The organism is Ruegeria aquimaris, assembly GCF_025751555.1.
Lineage (GTDB): Bacteria > Pseudomonadota > Alphaproteobacteria > Rhodobacterales > Rhodobacteraceae > Ruegeria_B > Ruegeria_B aquimaris.
Genome location: NZ_JAOWLB010000039.1, coordinates 1 through 15,308, shown reverse-complemented (window position 1 = coordinate 15,308; position 15,308 = coordinate 1). Strand labels below are relative to the sequence as shown.

Genomic DNA, 15,308 nt, shown 5'->3' with positions numbered 1-15,308 from the left:
AGTGGCCGGTTTTTACACCGCCCGCAGCAGGCCTATCCCGCCGCTACCGTGGCAGACTTTTGCACCGCCGTTCTCAGCTCGAACTACTTCAAAGCTGCAGGATATGTCCCAGGTTAAAGGTCGTAGGCTTTAGTGCTTGATCACCAGCCCCTGCCCGGTGGGGATTTCCAGTACCGTGTGCCCGCGCGCGGCCATGAAGGCGTTTTCGGCATGGCGCTGCGCCGAATAGCCGGTCCAGCCGTAATCGTCGAACACGATCATGCCGCCCGGCACCACCTTGTCAAATAGCACCTCCAGCGCAGCGATCTCGGATGCGGCCGAATTCATGTCGATATGCAGGAGCGAGATCCATTCGGGGCACTCTTGTGCAAAACTGTCGGGTACCATGCCCTGCACGATCCGTGTGTTCGGTACATTGGCAAACCGGCGTTGCACCACCTTCAGGATCGCGTCCGGATCACTGGCAATGTCCTGCTCGTACACCCGGTTCGAGCGCTTTTCCGAGTTCATCGCCTCGGGAATGCCCTGATAGGTGTCATAGAGGTACAGCACCTTGTCGATCCTAGAGAACTCCAGATAGTCGGTCAGGAAGGCAAAGCTGAACCCTTTCCACACCCCGCATTCGACAAAATCGCCCGGCAGGTGCAGCACGTTCTGCGCCGCCCACAGCAGGGTGTGCAGGCGCCAGGCGATAGACAGCTCCTGTTGGGTTTCCGCATTGCGGCGCAGGGTCTCGACAAATTTCTTGTCTTCGCGAAACCCGCCCGCCCGTTGCAACCCGATCAGGTTGTCGGACGCGTAGATCGGGCCGAATACCTCTTGCAACGTTTTCAACGCGGCCCTGAACCGCTCCGCATTCTCGCCCTGTAGCTTGCCGTAAAACACCTGCTCGACGTCCTTTGCCTGAAATCGCTGCCTCATAGCGCCCAAGGCTGCTGGCAATGTCAATCGTCGCGGGCTGCGACATGCTTCTCCCACAGGTCCGGGCGACGCGCCTTGGTGATCTCTTCGCTCATCTGGCGGCGCCACTCGGCGACCTTGCCATGATGCCCCGACATCAGCACCTCGGGGATCTCCCGGCCCTTCCACTCGGCGGGGCGAGTATATTGCGGATGCTCCAGCAGTCCCGAGGAGAAGCTTTCCTCCTCGGTCGAGGCCTGGTTGCCCAGAACACCTGGCAACAACCGAACGGTGGCGTCGATCAGCGCCTGCGCCGCGATCTCGCCGCCGGTCATCACAAAATCGCCCAGCGAGATCTCAAGGATGCCGTAATGCTCCAGCACCCGCTCGTCGACACCTTCGAACCGTCCGCACAGCAAGGTGACCCCGTCGCAGCGCGCCAGCGATTGCATCAGGGCCTGGTCCATGGGCCGTCCGCGTGGTGAAAGATAGATCAGCGGCCAGTTGCCGCCGGAGCCCTGCATCGTCGCCTCGATGGCCGCGCCCAACACATCGGGTCTCAGCACCATGCCCGCGCCGCCACCCGCCGGGGTGTCATCGACATTGCGATGCTTGCCTACCCCGAACCGGCGCAGGTCGGTGGTGTGCAGCTGCCACAACCCGTCCTGCAACGCCTTGCCGGTCAGGCTCTCGCCCAGCACGCCGGGAAAGGCCTGGGGAAACAGGGTTATGATCCGCGCCTGCCAGACGCCATGCAATTCCGGCGTCGGTGTCATCAACTCGCGCGGTTGCAGCGTTGGGCGGATGGCCTTGCGGCCATGGGAACGGGTGGGTGCGTTGCTCATGGCCGCTGTCATAGGGCAAGGCGCGGGCCGAGGGAAGCGCCTCAGCCGATCTGCCCTGCCTTCCAGCGCAGCCAGATATCGGGCGCGCTGCGGAACACGTTGATGTCGACTTTGCCCTTGATCCCTGGTATCAGCCCGGTGCCGGTATACTGCCAGAAGGTCCAGTATGCGCCGGGATAGACCTGGCGCGGATGCCCGGCAACCGAGCGCAGCCAGAACTCCGTTCCCCGCACCTGCCCAATCCCGGTATCGCGATAGAAATCGACGGTCGTGTAGATGATCGGTCGCCGCCCGTAATGCGCCTCGAGAATGTCAAGGAACTTGCGCGCCTCGGCCCGCACCTTGGCCCCGTCGGGCCGCAGCGGGCAGGTGCGCGACAGGTGGTTCCACTCCATGTCCAGCACATGTGGCAGGTCCGCACCGCGCGGCACATGCCGGATGAACCAACGCGCCTGCTGTTCCGCCGGCCGGCAGAAATAGAAATAGTGATAGGCGCCCCAGGGAACCCCCGCCGCCTGCGCCCCGCGCCTGTGCGCCGCAAACTTGGGGTCGACCACGTCGCCGCCCTCGGTCGCCTTGATAAAGGCAAAGTTCACCCCCGCCGCGCGGGCAGTCGGCCAGTCAATATCGCCCTGCCAGCGCGATACGTCGATGCCATGCACCGGGTAAGAGGTCGGCCCCCGCCCCTCCCATTCATGCGGGTCGGCGTCGCCGAACTTCGGATAGACGGTCATCTGCGCCAGCTCCTGCGCAAACGGGTCGGGACCGGCAACCGGTTCGGGTTCTGGCGCGCGGCGGCCACAGGACAGAACCAGTCCGGCAAGGAAGAACACAATAAGGAAACGGAAAAGGCGGGACATGAATTCTCACAATCGGCAAAACGAACGAAACGGAGTTCTGAGCCAATTATGTGAGGCGCGCAATGACAATGACAACCGGCACCGCGCGCATCGGCGGAAAATGCCGCCGCGCCACAGGATACCGCACAAAAACCGATGCTTTCGCTTGATCCCGCCGCCGAAACTGCCTAAACGATGCCGGTCTGGAATCGCTTCTGCGTCGCCGGACCCTTGGTCTGTTCGCGTATGCCCTGCCGGCTTCTTCGCCGGATACCCGGGCGCAACCGGCCCAGGCTGTAAAATTCAGACGACCTGATCTCGGGCGGGCGCCACGGCGGACTCGGTAGAAGACCACGAGCTCTTGGGACGCATACATCTTCGTGGAAAAACCACGAGCATATAGGAGAAACTGCGATGGATCTGATCGCACAGCTTGAGGCGGAACAGATTGCCGCCCTGGGGAAAGACATCCCCGACTTCAAGGCCGGTGACACTATCCGCGTCGGCTACAAGGTGACCGAAGGCACCCGTTCGCGCGTGCAGAACTACGAAGGCGTCTGCATCAGCCGCAAGAACGGCACCGGCATCGCCGGCTCGTTCACCGTCCGCAAGATTTCGTTCGGCGAAGGTGTGGAACGTGTGTTCCCGCTCTATTCGACCAACATCGACAGCATCACCGTTGTGCGCCGTGGCCGCGTGCGCCGCGCCAAGCTGTACTACCTGCGTTCGCGCCGTGGCAAATCGGCCCGTATCGCCGAAGTCGCAAACTACAAGCCCAAGGCTGACGCCGAAGCGTAAGGACCGGAAAGATGAAAAAAGACATCCATCCCGACTACCACCTGATCGACGTCAAGCTGACCGACGGCACCGTCATCCAGATGAAATCCACCTGGGGCAAGGAAGGCGATACCATGTCGCTGGAAATCGACCCCTCCTCGCACCCGGCCTGGACCGGCGGCTCGTCCCGCCTGATGGACACCGGCGGCCGCGTGTCGAAGTTCAAGAAGAAATACGAAGGCCTGGGTTTCTGATCCCATCGCCTTTGGCAACAGAAACGCCGTCCCTCGGGGCGGCGTTTTCTTTTTCGCCCGTCAGGCAGGGCACCTGGCACCGGTCCCGGTGCTGGACCGGTTATCGTTGCCCCGCTACGCCTCCTGTGCTTCACTGACCCGGTACCAGTTCCAAGGATAATGCCCGTGCCTGTTTCCCGTGACCTGCTCTCTCTTATCGGCGATGAAAACACCCTGCGCCGTTGGAATGTGGACTCACCCCTGGGCACGCCGACCGCCGTCACCTTCAGCTTTCCCGATGTCCTGCCCGACTACCACAGCGAATCCATTCCCGGTTTCCAGAGCTTCGGCGCACAGCATCGCGCTCATGTGCGCACGGCGCTGGAAACCTGGGGCAATGCAGGCGGGCTGACCTTTGTCGAGGTGCCCTCGGAGATCGGCGGGCAGATCACATTTTCCATGCGTGACATGACCGGGCTGACCAATTCGGTCGGCAATCCGCTCAGCGGTTACGGCTTTTATCCCAGTTATTATAGCGTCACCAACAGCTTGGGCGAAAGGCTGTTGCAGAACGAGTATCTCGGTGTCGGCGGCGACATCTTCATGAATGCCGACTACTACGCAGCAGCGGCCTCGACCATCGCGCCGGGGATCCGGGGTTACTCGATCCTGCTGCACGAGATCGGCCACGCCCTGGGCCTGAAACACCCGTTCGAAAGCGGTCCAACCATTACTCCCGGGCATGACAACGGCACCTTCACCGTGATGTCCTATGACCGCCCGCGCAGCACCACCACCCTAGGCAGCGTGGATTTCGAGGCGATCCGGTACCTCTATGGCACGACCGGTCCCAACGCGTTCTGGAACGCGACCGAAACCGCGGTCGAGCAACAGGGCACCACGGGCGCCGACCTGCTCAATGGGTTCGAGATCGACGACATCCTCTTTGGCCACGACGGCGATGATGACCTGCGGGGCAAGGCCGGGAACGACCAGCTCTACGGCGGCGCCGGGGACGACCGCCTGTTTGGCGGGCCGGGGGATGACCGAATCTTTGGCGGCACCGGCGCCAATGACCGTGCGGTTTTTGATGCCCGATACGGGTTGGCCACCATCGAATTCATTGCCGATCAGGTGATCGTCACCAATACCGAAGGGCGCGGCAGCACCCGCTACCGCACCGAGCTGGACGACATCGAACTGTTGGAATTCAGCGACCAGACCGTTGCGGTTGCCGATCTGCGGCCTTCGGTGGACCGCACCGGCACGGTTGGCGACGACAGCCTGACGGGCGAGGTGGGCGACGACCGGCTCGACGGCGCGGGCGGCAATGACACGCTGGTCGGAGACTATGGCAACGACCTGCTTCTTGGTGGCGACGGCAATGACGAACTGGTGGGCGGCAATGGCGCCGACACGCTCAATGGCGGCGACGGCGACGACACCATCACCGGCGGCGGCGATGAAAATGACTTGCGCGATGTAGTCTATGCGGGCGAAGGCAACGACAGCGTCGATGCCGGAGCCGGTAACGATCTTGTCTATGGTCAGGGCGGCAATGACACCATTGCCGGCGGCGCGGGCGTCGATGACCTTCAGGGTCAGGACGGGGATGATGTCATAACGGGCTCCAGCTTTTCTGACCTCGTCTATGGCGGTGCGGGCGATGACTTTGTGAACGGCGGCTTCGGTCATGACCGGATCAACGGCGGTCTTGGCGCCGACAGGTTCTTCCATGTTGGCGTCGAAGGCCACGGCTCGGACTGGGTGCAGGATTACAATGCATCCGAAGGCGATGTTCTGTTGTTCGGGAACGAAACAGCCACCCGTGCGCAGTTCCAGGTGAACTTCGCCCACACCCAAAATGCCGAGGGCGAACGCGCAGGCGACGACGCGGTGCAAGAGGCATTCGTAATCTACCGTCCGACGGGTCAGATAATGTGGGCGCTGGTGGACGGCGCGGGGCAGTCAGCGATCAACTTGCAAATCGGCGCCGACCTCTTCGATTTGCTGGAGTGACGGCGCAGGGTTTTCGGATTACACTTGCCCCCAATTGTTTCAAGAATATTTTGACCGGAAGATTTCTGCCACCAACGAATTTGCGGCTGCCCGAGTTGGAAAGCGACCGGTCTTGATTTAATCCCTGGGGGTCACAAGATGGTTCGGCTGACCGAAGAGAACGACGATTTTGTCGGAACCAGCGGCCCGGACATCGTCGAAGGTCTGGGCGGAAATGACGACCTGCACGGCGAGGGCGGCAATGACAGCCTGCTTGGCGGCGATGGTAGCGACGACCTCTATGGCGGCCCCGGCAACGACCTGCTGCTGCCCGAAGAGCCCGGCGCATTCGGTAATGGCGACGATGTCTAAGGCGAAGAAGGCAACGACACCATCGTCGGCACGATCTATTCCCGTAACTACGGCGGCCCCGGCAATGACAGCATCTCGGGCGGTGCAATTGCCGAAGGTGGGCCGGGGGCCGACCATATGACCAGCGGCTCCAGCGGTACCGGGGCGACGACGCTGGTCTATTACAGTTCCCCTGCGGCGGTGCAGATCGACCTTCGGACCGCGACCGCAAGTGGCGGCGATGCCACCGGTGATGTTCTGGTCGGCTTCTCGCGTGTCGCCGGAAGCAACTTTGACGACATCCTGCGCGGCGACAACGAACGCAATTACCTTTCGGGGCGCGATGGCAACGACCAGTTGATCGGGCTGGGCGGCGATGATGGGCTCGAAGGCGGGGCGGGCAATGACCTGCTCGACGGTGGCGACGGCGACGATCACCTGACCGGCGGGGCCGGAGCCGACACCATCCGCGCAGGCAGCGGCGACAACACGCTGAACTACCACGGCTCACGTCTGGGCGTTACGGTCAACCTCGCCACCCTCGCGGCCTCGGGCGGCGATGCCGAAGGCGACGTGCTGTCCGGCAATTTCACCGAACTCTACGGCTCCGCGGCAGACGACCGCCTGACCGGCAACGATGCGGGCAACAATATTAATGGCGGCGCCGGCAACGACCTTGTCATGGGTGGCGCGGGCGATGATCTGCTCTTTGGCGATTTTGGTGCCGACACGCTGGATGGCGGCCCCGGTCATGACCGGGTCTCCTATTCGTTCTCTTCGTTAACGGTGGAGGACGGAGAGGAGATTGTCGTCCGTCTCGACGGCATGCCCAGCTCGGGATCGCTGGCCGAGGACGACATCTTGCGCAATATCGAGGAATTCAGCAGTTTTTCTGCGTCCGACATGACCCTGATCGGGGGTGCAGTGGGCGAAATCATCCGGACCGGGCGCGGGAACGATACGATCAACGGCGGCGGCGGCAATGACAGTCTGGATGGCCGCGACGGGGATGATTTCCTGGGCGGTGGGTACGGCAATGACACGCTCGGCGGCGGCGATGGCAATGACACCGTCGATGGCGGTTCAGGCATCGATATCGCCAAGATCTCGGCTGGGCGCGATGACCTGACGGTCAGCGGCAGTGCCGCCAGTCTGACGATCACCATGGATGGCGAAACCGACGTCTACCGCAACATCGAGATTTTCGACCTGTTTGGCGGCGATTACAGCGCCGCGCGCCTGCTCGCGGGCGGCGATCCCGACAACCCGCCGCGCCCGGTGGATGCGGGCGAAACCCGAGAGGGCACCGCCGGACCCGATACGCTGGAAGGCGGCAACGGCAATGACCGGCTGCTGGGCAATGCTGGCAATGACAGCCTCGACGGCGGCCTTGGGGCCGACACGCTCAACGGTGGCGATGGTGACGACACGATCATCGGCGGCCCGGGTGAGGGTGACCTGCGCGACGTGATCTATGCAGGCGAGGGCAATGACAGCGTCGATGCGGGTGCCGGCAATGACCAGATCTTCGGTCAGGGTGGCAATGACACCATCGCCGGTGGTTTCGGCGTCGATGAGATCCAGGGGCAGGACGGCGACGACGTTATCACCGGTTCCGCCTTCTCGGATCTGGTCTTTGGCGGTGCCGGGAATGACTTCGTCAATGGCGGGTTCGGTCATGACCGGATCAATGGCGGTTCGGGCGCCGACAAGTTCTTTCATGTCGGCGTCGAGGGTCACGGGTCGGACTGGGTGCAGGATTACAACGCGGCCGAAGGCGATGTTCTGCTCTTTGGCAATGCCTCCGCCACCCGCGCGCAGTTCCAGGTGAACTTCGCCCATACCCAGAATGCCGAGGGCGAACGCGCCGGCGACGACGCGGTGCAGGAGGCTTTCGTGATCTACCGCCCGACGGGTCAGATCATGTGGGCGCTGGTCGATGGCGCGGGGCAGTCCGCGATCAATCTCCAGATCGGGGCGGACGTGTTCGACCTCTTGGCCTGACTGCCTGCTGCGACCTCGACCGACCATCCGCGCCCCACACAGAGCATCCCGCCCAAAACCTGAATCGTTGGGCTTCCCGTGAGGCTTGTTTTGTGATTCGCGCTCTTTGGGAGGACAGATCATTTCAGCGCCTTTGCCAGAAGCGCTTCGGATGCGGTTTCAGAAGTTGATTGAAGAGGGGTTAAGTGGCCGGGCGGCGGCGGTGCGTTTGAAACGCTCACCTGCAACAGGCGCGAGATGGGCGTTTTCGATCCGGCAGACTGGTCAGGTTCGTGCCGCACCACAAGGTCACCCCAAGGGGGCATTGTTGTGTTAGAGCATTTTCGGATCGGTTTGGCTCATACCCGGAACTTGCAAAGTAGTTGGCGCATTCGTCCGGCGTGAACGCTTCGAGAACAGTGGCGATGGCGGTTTCGAGGGCCTCAACACTTCGCGCGGCGGCCTTGCGCAGGAGGGCCTTGATCTTGGCGAAGGCCTGTTCAATCGGATTGAAGTCGGGCGAGTATGGGGGCAGGAACAGCAGGCTTTCGCCTGCGGCCTCGATGGCGGTCCGGGCACGCGTGACCTTATGGGCGGGCAGATTGTCGGGAATGTCGATATCGCCCGGGCTCAGCGTCGGCGCGAGCAAGTGCCCGGCATAGAGGGTGAACAACCCGTCATCTGTTACCGGCAGTGCATTCGCATGGCGAATGTCACGAGAGGCATGGCCCCGTCGATCACACTTGGCGCGGTGATGCCGCACAGGCGTAGCCCGGCGACGAGCGTGGTGGTTTTCCAGTGCCCATGCGGCGCGGGGCCCCGACAGCGTCCGCCGCCCGCGCAGGCGGGCCATTCCGGTCGAAGTTCCGGTTTCGTCGAGAAAAACTAGCTTTGCGGGGTCGAGACGGGCTGCAACAGAGCCCAGGCCGCGCGATCCGCCTTCACATCTTCGCGATCCTGCGCGTTGTCTTTTTTCAAGGATACGCCTTGGCGGCAGAAAAGTCGTGGATCGTAGATACGCCGAAGGTTTCGCCACTCTCACAGATCAGACGGTCGCGCAACTTGGCAAGGGTGATGTCGGGGGCCTCTTCTATGGCTGCCATCAGGAAATCGCGCTGTGCCCCGATCCGCCCGGTGTGCCGACAGTCGTCCATCCAGCGCACCGTGCTGGCGATGCTGACGCCGAAATGGCGTGCCGCCCCATTGCGCGACATACCGCCCTCAACAGCACGGATCACGCGGATGCGAAGGTCTTCCGAAAGCCACTGAGCCATAGATGTTAGCCTGCCTCTCCAGCATCCATGGTGAAGCAGAATTCTGCCCGAATGGAAATCTCCCTCGGTTCAATCAGGCACGGAGATACTCTAACCAATTGAATTCGAAAAGTGAATCCTCAAAACGTGGTCTTGCGCAACATCGCCCGCCTCTGATCTCCTTCTCGTCGAAGATCAGCAGACTGCAAATTGTGGCTCATGTCAGTGTCCGAATTTCGGGGGAAAACTCACGGTCTGGTTTCTTCAACAAGATCAGACGAAGATGAAGTCGTTCGCGCGTTTCTCGGCGCGCTGAACCTGCTCGTGGATCGCACCGGGATCAAGCTTTGGGCGATGGGAATGGCTGGCCCGCAAGCATGGACGCATCGCCGACGCCGGTATCGTCAGGTGCATCTGGCGATGGGCACGGCGACCGGCGACATCCGCGCGGTAGAGCTCACCTCCAGCGACAAGGGCGACAGACCCATTCCGCCACACCTGCTGCGCCAGATACCGCCCGATGAGCGGATCGGGACCGTGACTGGAGAGGGCGCCTTTGACACCCGCCGCTGTCACACCGCAATCCTGGAACGCGGCGGCACCGCAGTCATACCCATCCGAAAGAACGGACGACGATGGCGGGATGTCCGGCGGCCACCGCCCTGAATGAGATCCTCCGTGCTGCCCTCATGAACCGCTTCAATGCGCTCGGCACAGCCGAGATCGAGCACGTGGCGCAAAATTGCCGGGGAAAGATGCCTGCCCGCTCAGGCGCTGATTTTTGCAACAACGTCGATTCACACAGTGAATCCAACACGGAATGTGGACGACAAAGCCCAGGCCCGTCAGCAAATCCGCTTGCGCTTTTAGAGTGCACGGTTCATGGGTTCGCGCGAGGGAAATGGCCAGTCACTTTTGGTTTGCTGCCAGATCGCCAGAAAGGGTAAACGCCTTGCTGCGCCAGACGGGAAACAGGCAAAGGAACGAGGCCGTGACCAGCCGGATTGAAATTCAGGATCTGGATTTCGTCATCGAAGGCAAGCAGGTTCTGCATCGCCTGAGCCTGTCTCTGAGCGAACGCAGGATCGGCGTTGTTGGCCGCAATGGTTCGGGGAAATCGACACTCGCCAGATTGGTGGCAGGGTTGACGGCCCCTACCGCTGGCAAAATCCGCATTAACGGCCATGATCTGGCCAAAGACCGGCGGCGAGCGCTGCAAGAAGTTGGCATCTTATTTCAGAATCCAGAGCATCAGATCATTTTCCCGACGGTAGGCGAGGAGATCGCCTTTGGGCTGGAGCAGCAGGGATACGGCAAGGCCGAGGCTGCCTCAGCCACCGCCAGCGTGTTGGAGCGGTTTAACCTGGGCCACTGGAAGCAAACCTATGTCAACACCCTGTCACAGGGGCAGAAGCACCTGGTTTGCTTGATGTCCGTGGTAGCCATGGCGCCAAGGCTGCTGGTGCTGGATGAACCCTTTGCCGGGTTGGACATTCCTACCAAGGCGCAGCTCAACCGCTATCTGCGGCTGTATCAGGGCAGCTTGCTGCACATCACCCATGACCCGTCCGATCTGGCCGGATACGAGCATCTGATCTGGCTCGACCAGGGCAGGGTCCAACTGGCTGGACCGCAGGCTGAGGTGATGTCGGTCTACCAGGAAGCAATGCACATTCAGGGCAAAGCCGATGATCTCGCTCACCTCTCCGGTTAGAACCCGAGCGCATGGGTGGCCTGCCGGGGCCAAGCTGGCAGCGCTGGCGGCGGCAACCTTTGCCCTGTTTCTGACAAGCGATTTGCGGTTACTTGCCGCGGCCCTCGCGGGTATGGTGACGCTTTACGCGTTGCCGGGAGCGCAATTCTTCCGTGCCGGCATGGAGCGTCTGCGGGTATTGTGGCCGTTTCTGGCTATCCTCGCCCTCTGGCATGGCGTGACCGCGACATATGCCGAAGGCGCCGAGATTGTGTTGCGTCTGCTGACGGCGGTCGGTCTGGCAAATCTTGCGACCATGACCACTGCGCTCAGCGAAATGATCGTGGTGATCCGCTGGCTGGCTACGCCGCTGCGCCGGCTAGGGCTCAGCACGCGGGCATTCGAGCTTGCGATCGCGTTGGTGATCCGCATCCTGCCGACACTCGTCCAAAACGGGCAACGCCTGTCAGAAGCGTGGCGCGCCCGCTCGCCACGTCGCCCGGGATGGCGCGTGGTTGTACCCTTTACCCTGCTAGCATTGGACGATGCCGACCACCTGGCCGAAGCATTGCGCGCCCGTGGTGGCATTCTGGAAACCAAGGAGACCTGATATGGAACGCAATGTCGTTCTCATTGCACTTTTTGCAGCGCTGATCGCGGCCCTGGGCCTGGTGCCGAAGCTGACACTGGCCAGCGGAATTCCCATCACCGCCCAAAGCATGGGCATAATGCTGTGCGGCACTGTCTTGGGTGCTAAGCGGGGCGCACTTGCAGTGCTCCTGTTCGTGGTGCTGGTTGCGGCTGGCCTGCCATTGCTCGCGGGTGGACGCGGCGGTCTGGGTGTGTTCACCACCCCCTGGGCGGGATTCTATTTTGGTTTCCCGCTTGCAGCCTTCGCGGCGGGGCTGGTGATGGAGAAGTGGAAGAAGGGAAATGTCACCGTGATAGCCGCTGTTGCGGCTGTGATCGGCGGCATCGGGGCGCTCTATCTGGTGGCGGTCCCCTACTACATGGTGATGAAGCCTGCGGGATTGGGAGAGGCGCTTCTGACCGTCATGGCTCCGTTCATGCCTGGCGATCTGATCAAGGCCGTCTTGGCCGGGCTGATCACAGGCGCGTTGTACAAGGCGCGGCCCTCGAGCGTGCTGTCGCGCGCCAATGCAGCCTGAGTTCGCGCGGCGCGTGACCAAACCGGCGCTTCCGTTTGCGACCCGCAAGGAATGTGAGGCGGCTTTGCCCCACATTCTGGCCGCTCCCAAAGATGACGCTGCAATCGACAGCCTGTGCTTCCGCCCTGATTATGGCGAACGCATGTTTCCGGCCAGTTTAAAGTTGTCGGCGGCCGGGGGGATCGACGGCGAGCGCTGGCTGAAGGCGCCTTGGCTGAAGCTGCCCGATGGCAATCCCGATCCGCGGATTCAGGTGTCGATCTTGTCCAGGCGGGTGATGGACCTGTGCTGGAGGGATCGCGAAAACACGGTGCATCCTGGCGACACGATTGTAACGGATCTGGATTTGACCGAGGCAAACATGCCTGTCGGGACGTGCTTGCAAATCGGCGGCGCGGTGGTAGAGGTGTCAGACAAGTTCAACACCGGCTGCGCGAAGTGGCGGGACCGTTACGGCGCGGAAAGCCTGGCCTGGATCAACCATCCCTCACACCGTCCGCTGCGGCTGCGCGGAGTGCTCTGCCGGATTGTGGCGGGTGGCGAGGTACGTGCCAGCGACCGGATCCGCAAATTGCGTTCGTATCAGGCTTGAAGAACAAGCGCGCTGCCAAGCCCGCCAGCCGCTGCGATCGCGGCCACGCCAGCGCCGCCACCTGATCCCAGATCATGAAACAGCCGCACGGCGAGGATTGCGCCAGAGGCACCGATGGGGTGACCACGCGCCAATGCGCCGCCGTGCCGGTTTACAATCTCTTCCGGCAGCCCGACTCCGCGCTGGCAGGCCAGTGCCTGAACCGCAAAGGCTTCCATGACCTCGGCAGCGACCAGATCCGTTGGTTTCAAGCCGGACTGGTCAAGCACCTTCGCCAGTGCCGGGACCGGCGCCAGACCGGGTTGCAACGGGTCAGCGCCCATCGTTGCACCTGCCTGGACTGCGACCGCGTGGCCGGAATGCCCACGCGCAAAGCGTTCCGAGACCATCAGCACAAAGGCAGCGCCATCGGCGGCCACGGCCATATTCGCCGCGGTGATCGACCCGCAGACGGTCTTGGCGCGCGCGCAGTGGCGCGGGGTAAGGTCACGGGTGAAACTGTCCTGACCCAGACCCGCAACCGGAGTGATTTCGGCGGCCAGATGCGGCAGCGAGGCGCGCGCCTTGGCATGGCTTCCTTGCGCCCATTTGTCCTGTTCGATCCGGCTGATATTGAGCCGTTGGCTCAGGGCTTCGGCCGCTTCGGCCATGCCGGGATCGCGGTCGGGCCAGGGGGTAAACGAGGCTTGCTCATAGGCCTCGGGGGGGCGTCCATCGGCAAAACTGTGCATGCGGATCGGACGGCGAGAATAGCTTTCGGCACCGCCTGCGATCACCACGTCGTGCAGGCCGGCGCGGATCATGGCATCACCGAGGATTATCGCATCCAGCCCACCTGCGCATTGCCGGTCGAGGCTGAGACCTCCCACGCTCTGCGGCAGGTCCGATGCCAGGGCTGCGATACGAGCCGGATTGCCGCCAGCTCCCAACGCATTGGCCAGCACCAGTTCCTCCACCTGATCCCGCTCCACCCCCGCACGGCGCAGCAGGTCGGTGATGACCGGCGCGGCAAGCTCATGCGGCAGGCAACCTGCAAATGCGCCGTTCCTCGGGGCCACAGCGCTGCGGCAGGCAGCTATGATGTAGCTGCGGGTCAAACACTGCTCTCCGGCCACATTGATTCCAGCCGCTGGAGATCCGGCTTGCCGGCTGGAAGCAACGGCATCTGCGAAAGTCTGCGAATCTCCCTCGGCACCGCCGCGTCCCCCAGCGCCGCACGGCAGGCCCGGCGCAATGCTGCGTCTGCCGCACCGCCCTGAATCGCGGCAACGATCCGGTGCCCGCGTCTCGGGTCGGTCAACGCCAGCACCGCCGCCGCCTCGACACCGTCCTGCGCCAGCAGCACCGCCTCGATGGCCTCGGGAAAGACGTTCTGATCCGCCACTGTCACCATCCGGCTGCGCCGCCCGCGCAAGTACAGGTAGCCGTTGTTGTCGATCTGTCCCATCTCTCCGACTGACAAGAAACCGCCATCCCAGTTTGTCAGGGCGCTGTTGCCTTCTTCGTATCCTTCGAACAGGTAGGGGCTTTTGACCCAGATCTCCCCGGTTTCGCCGGGTGCACAGCCATCCCCGATGCGTATCTCCACACCCGGATAAGGTCTGCCCACTGATCCCAGAGGGGTTTGATCGTCGGACAGAGAGATGAAACTCGTCTCCGATGCGCCAAAGAATTCCAACACACGCGCCGAGGGAAAGCGGTCTGCCAGCATTTTTCGCAGGGCGCTGTCCAGAGTGCCACCGCCACAAATGATACTCCTTATCTCGGCAAATGGGTTTGGGTCTGCAGAGATGACAAGGCGCAGTTGGCTGGGTGTGGCATAGATCATCGTGGCCCCATGCTGCCGCAGGGCCTGGGCCTGGCGGGCTGGTGTTTGCCCGGACAGGATGGCCAGCCTGCATCCCAAATGCATGGCCTCGACCGCGGCAAAAAGGCTGAGCGAGTGACCCAGATGGCCAAATACGGCATATGTATCCTGCGGTGAAATCCCGAACAACGTTTCGTTGATATCAAAGCTATCCAGCCAGCTGGCTGGACTGCGGCGGATCAGTTTCGGGGCGCCCGAGGAGCCTGAGCTTTCGCAGAAGACCCGCTGTGGGTTGTCGGGCTTTTTCTGTAACGGGGTATCGGCCAGCGGGCTGGATCGGAAAGAAGCCTGATCTCTCAGACAGCGTTCGAGGCATGCCGCTCCAGCAGCGTCCGGGGTCAGGATGCGGGCAGTCGGCGCGATCTGAAAATTATCCCTGTCCTTTGCCACGGTGGATTGTGTCCTTTCCGGCCCTCGTGTTGCAATCAGTTACTCAACAGCATGGATCTATCCAACAAGAATGTTCCTGTGAACATTGTCGCTTTAGGCTTTATTGACGCGGTTCAAGGAAGAAGCCGTTTGCTGCAAACTGATCCGCTGCAGGTTTTCCGGAGGCTGGTTGATGTAAGTTGCACGGTCGTGGTCCGAGCTCCCAGTGTTGGGCGCTAGCTTGCTTTGGCCCCTGTTGGAGGGATGTTCCCGCTGGGGTCCAGCAGGCAGCGGTTATTGAAACGGTCGACCATTAGAGGGCGGCCTGTTCCAATGCGCTCGGGGCAAATCCGGTGGGGGCCGTGGATGGCCTGATCTGACTGGTCCAACTTGATTGTTAGTGCATGACTGGCCTCTGGTCCATCTGGACGATGGTTTC

General features: G+C 62.2%; 17 protein-coding genes. 10 read left to right on the top strand and 7 right to left on the bottom strand.

Annotated features, from left to right (window positions below):
- Positions 1-129 precede the first annotated feature (129 nt).
- Genes OE747_RS23995 through OE747_RS23985 form a run of 3 tightly spaced genes read right to left on the bottom strand, consistent with a single transcriptional unit; the run spans position 130 to position 2,605 of the window.
- Positions 130-921, bottom strand: coding sequence for a TylF/MycF family methyltransferase (locus tag OE747_RS23995; RefSeq protein ID WP_263830960.1), 792 nt, complete (start codon positions 919-921; stop codon positions 130-132).
- Positions 922-944: 23 nt separating this feature from the next.
- Positions 945-1,745, bottom strand: coding sequence for a tRNA (guanosine(37)-N1)-methyltransferase TrmD (trmD, locus tag OE747_RS23990; protein WP_263830959.1), 801 nt, complete (start codon positions 1,743-1,745; stop codon positions 945-947).
- Between the two features lie 41 nt (positions 1,746-1,786).
- The gene (locus tag OE747_RS23985; RefSeq protein ID WP_263830958.1) at positions 1,787-2,605 is read right to left on the bottom strand and encodes a glycoside hydrolase family 25 protein; all 819 of its coding nucleotides are present in this window, start codon (positions 2,603-2,605) and stop codon (positions 1,787-1,789) included.
- Between the two features lie 393 nt (positions 2,606-2,998).
- Between OE747_RS23985 and rplS the strand changes: the two genes are divergently transcribed.
- From rplS to OE747_RS24630, 5 genes are all read left to right on the top strand, one after another.
- On the top strand, positions 2,999-3,382 hold the full coding sequence (gene rplS, locus OE747_RS23980; RefSeq protein ID WP_164131340.1) for a 50S ribosomal protein L19: 384 nt from the start codon (positions 2,999-3,001) through the stop codon (positions 3,380-3,382).
- A gap of 11 nt (positions 3,383-3,393) precedes the next feature.
- Positions 3,394-3,615, top strand: a complete 222-nt coding sequence (rpmE, locus tag OE747_RS23975) for a 50S ribosomal protein L31 (RefSeq protein WP_093028560.1) — start codon at positions 3,394-3,396, stop codon at positions 3,613-3,615.
- A gap of 165 nt (positions 3,616-3,780) precedes the next feature.
- Positions 3,781-5,613 (top strand): matrixin family metalloprotease, encoded by a 1,833-nt coding sequence (locus OE747_RS23970; RefSeq protein ID WP_263830957.1) that lies wholly within the window; start codon positions 3,781-3,783, stop codon positions 5,611-5,613.
- A 138-nt stretch (positions 5,614-5,751) separates the two neighbouring features.
- On the top strand, positions 5,752-5,964 hold the full coding sequence (locus tag OE747_RS23965; RefSeq protein ID WP_263830956.1) for a calcium-binding protein: 213 nt from the start codon (positions 5,752-5,754) through the stop codon (positions 5,962-5,964).
- Between the two features lie 117 nt (positions 5,965-6,081).
- On the top strand, positions 6,082-7,947 hold the full coding sequence (locus OE747_RS24630; protein ID WP_318527339.1) for a calcium-binding protein: 1,866 nt from the start codon (positions 6,082-6,084) through the stop codon (positions 7,945-7,947).
- Between the two features lie 217 nt (positions 7,948-8,164).
- Here the strand turns inward: OE747_RS24630 and OE747_RS24700 are convergent, their stop codons facing one another.
- Both OE747_RS24700 and OE747_RS24695 read right to left on the bottom strand, forming a co-directional pair.
- On the bottom strand, positions 8,165-8,779 hold the full coding sequence (locus OE747_RS24700) for a transposase (RefSeq protein ID WP_404818358.1): 615 nt from the start codon (positions 8,777-8,779) through the stop codon (positions 8,165-8,167).
- 121 nt (positions 8,780-8,900) lie between these two features.
- On the bottom strand, positions 8,901-9,200 hold the full coding sequence (locus OE747_RS24695) for an IS630 transposase-related protein (RefSeq protein ID WP_404818357.1): 300 nt from the start codon (positions 9,198-9,200) through the stop codon (positions 8,901-8,903).
- Positions 9,201-9,503: 303 nt separating this feature from the next.
- On the opposite strand from OE747_RS24695, the gene OE747_RS23940 reads away from it, so the two are divergent.
- The 5 genes from OE747_RS23940 (at position 9,504) to OE747_RS23920 (ending at position 12,633) form a co-directional block, all read left to right on the top strand.
- On the top strand, positions 9,504-9,845 hold the full coding sequence (locus OE747_RS23940) for a transposase (RefSeq protein ID WP_404818356.1): 342 nt from the start codon (positions 9,504-9,506) through the stop codon (positions 9,843-9,845).
- Between the two features lie 325 nt (positions 9,846-10,170).
- Positions 10,171-10,893: an energy-coupling factor ABC transporter ATP-binding protein gene (locus OE747_RS23935; RefSeq protein ID WP_263830955.1), complete on the top strand. Its 723-nt coding sequence runs from the start codon at positions 10,171-10,173 to the stop codon at positions 10,891-10,893.
- A complete protein-coding gene (locus OE747_RS23930; protein WP_263830954.1) occupies positions 10,868-11,482 on the top strand; it encodes an energy-coupling factor transporter transmembrane component T in 615 nt (204 codons plus the stop codon). The genes OE747_RS23935 and OE747_RS23930 overlap by 26 nt, the downstream gene beginning before the upstream one ends.
- 1 nt (position 11,483) lies before the next feature.
- The gene (locus OE747_RS23925; protein WP_263830953.1) at positions 11,484-12,041 is read left to right on the top strand and encodes a biotin transporter BioY; all 558 of its coding nucleotides are present in this window, start codon (positions 11,484-11,486) and stop codon (positions 12,039-12,041) included.
- A complete protein-coding gene (locus OE747_RS23920) occupies positions 12,031-12,633 on the top strand; it encodes an MOSC domain-containing protein (protein WP_263830952.1) in 603 nt (200 codons plus the stop codon). The genes OE747_RS23925 and OE747_RS23920 overlap by 11 nt, the downstream gene beginning before the upstream one ends.
- Here the strand turns inward: OE747_RS23920 and OE747_RS23915 are convergent.
- Positions 12,624-13,730, bottom strand: coding sequence for a thiolase family protein (locus tag OE747_RS23915; protein ID WP_263830951.1), 1,107 nt, complete (start codon positions 13,728-13,730; stop codon positions 12,624-12,626). The two genes, OE747_RS23920 and OE747_RS23915, sit on opposite strands and share 10 nt — an antisense overlap.
- A complete protein-coding gene (locus tag OE747_RS23910; RefSeq protein ID WP_263830950.1) occupies positions 13,727-14,890 on the bottom strand; it encodes an AMP-binding protein in 1,164 nt (387 codons plus the stop codon). The genes OE747_RS23915 and OE747_RS23910 overlap by 4 nt, the downstream gene beginning before the upstream one ends.
- Positions 14,891-15,308 lie beyond the last annotated feature (418 nt).

Coding starts and splice junctions, on each gene's coding strand:
- OE747_RS23995 (WP_263830960.1), bottom strand. CDS start 921: ATGAGGCAGCGATTTCAGGCAAAGGACGTCGAGCAGGTGTTTTACGGC.
- trmD (WP_263830959.1), bottom strand. CDS start 1,745: ATGAGCAACGCACCCACCCGTTCCCATGGCCGCAAGGCCATCCGCCCA.
- OE747_RS23985 (WP_263830958.1), bottom strand. CDS start 2,605: ATGTCCCGCCTTTTCCGTTTCCTTATTGTGTTCTTCCTTGCCGGACTG.
- rplS (WP_164131340.1), top strand. CDS start 2,999: ATGGATCTGATCGCACAGCTTGAGGCGGAACAGATTGCCGCCCTGGGG.
- rpmE (WP_093028560.1), top strand. CDS start 3,394: ATGAAAAAAGACATCCATCCCGACTACCACCTGATCGACGTCAAGCTG.
- OE747_RS23965 (WP_263830956.1), top strand. CDS start 5,752: ATGGTTCGGCTGACCGAAGAGAACGACGATTTTGTCGGAACCAGCGGC.
- OE747_RS24630 (WP_318527339.1), top strand. CDS start 6,082: ATGACCAGCGGCTCCAGCGGTACCGGGGCGACGACGCTGGTCTATTAC.
- OE747_RS24700 (WP_404818358.1), bottom strand. CDS start 8,779: ATGGCCCGCCTGCGCGGGCGGCGGACGCTGTCGGGGCCCCGCGCCGCA.
- OE747_RS24695 (WP_404818357.1), bottom strand. CDS start 9,200: ATGGCTCAGTGGCTTTCGGAAGACCTTCGCATCCGCGTGATCCGTGCT.
- OE747_RS23930 (WP_263830954.1), top strand. CDS start 10,868: ATGATCTCGCTCACCTCTCCGGTTAGAACCCGAGCGCATGGGTGGCCT.
- OE747_RS23925 (WP_263830953.1), top strand. CDS start 11,484: ATGGAACGCAATGTCGTTCTCATTGCACTTTTTGCAGCGCTGATCGCG.
- OE747_RS23920 (WP_263830952.1), top strand. CDS start 12,031: ATGCAGCCTGAGTTCGCGCGGCGCGTGACCAAACCGGCGCTTCCGTTT.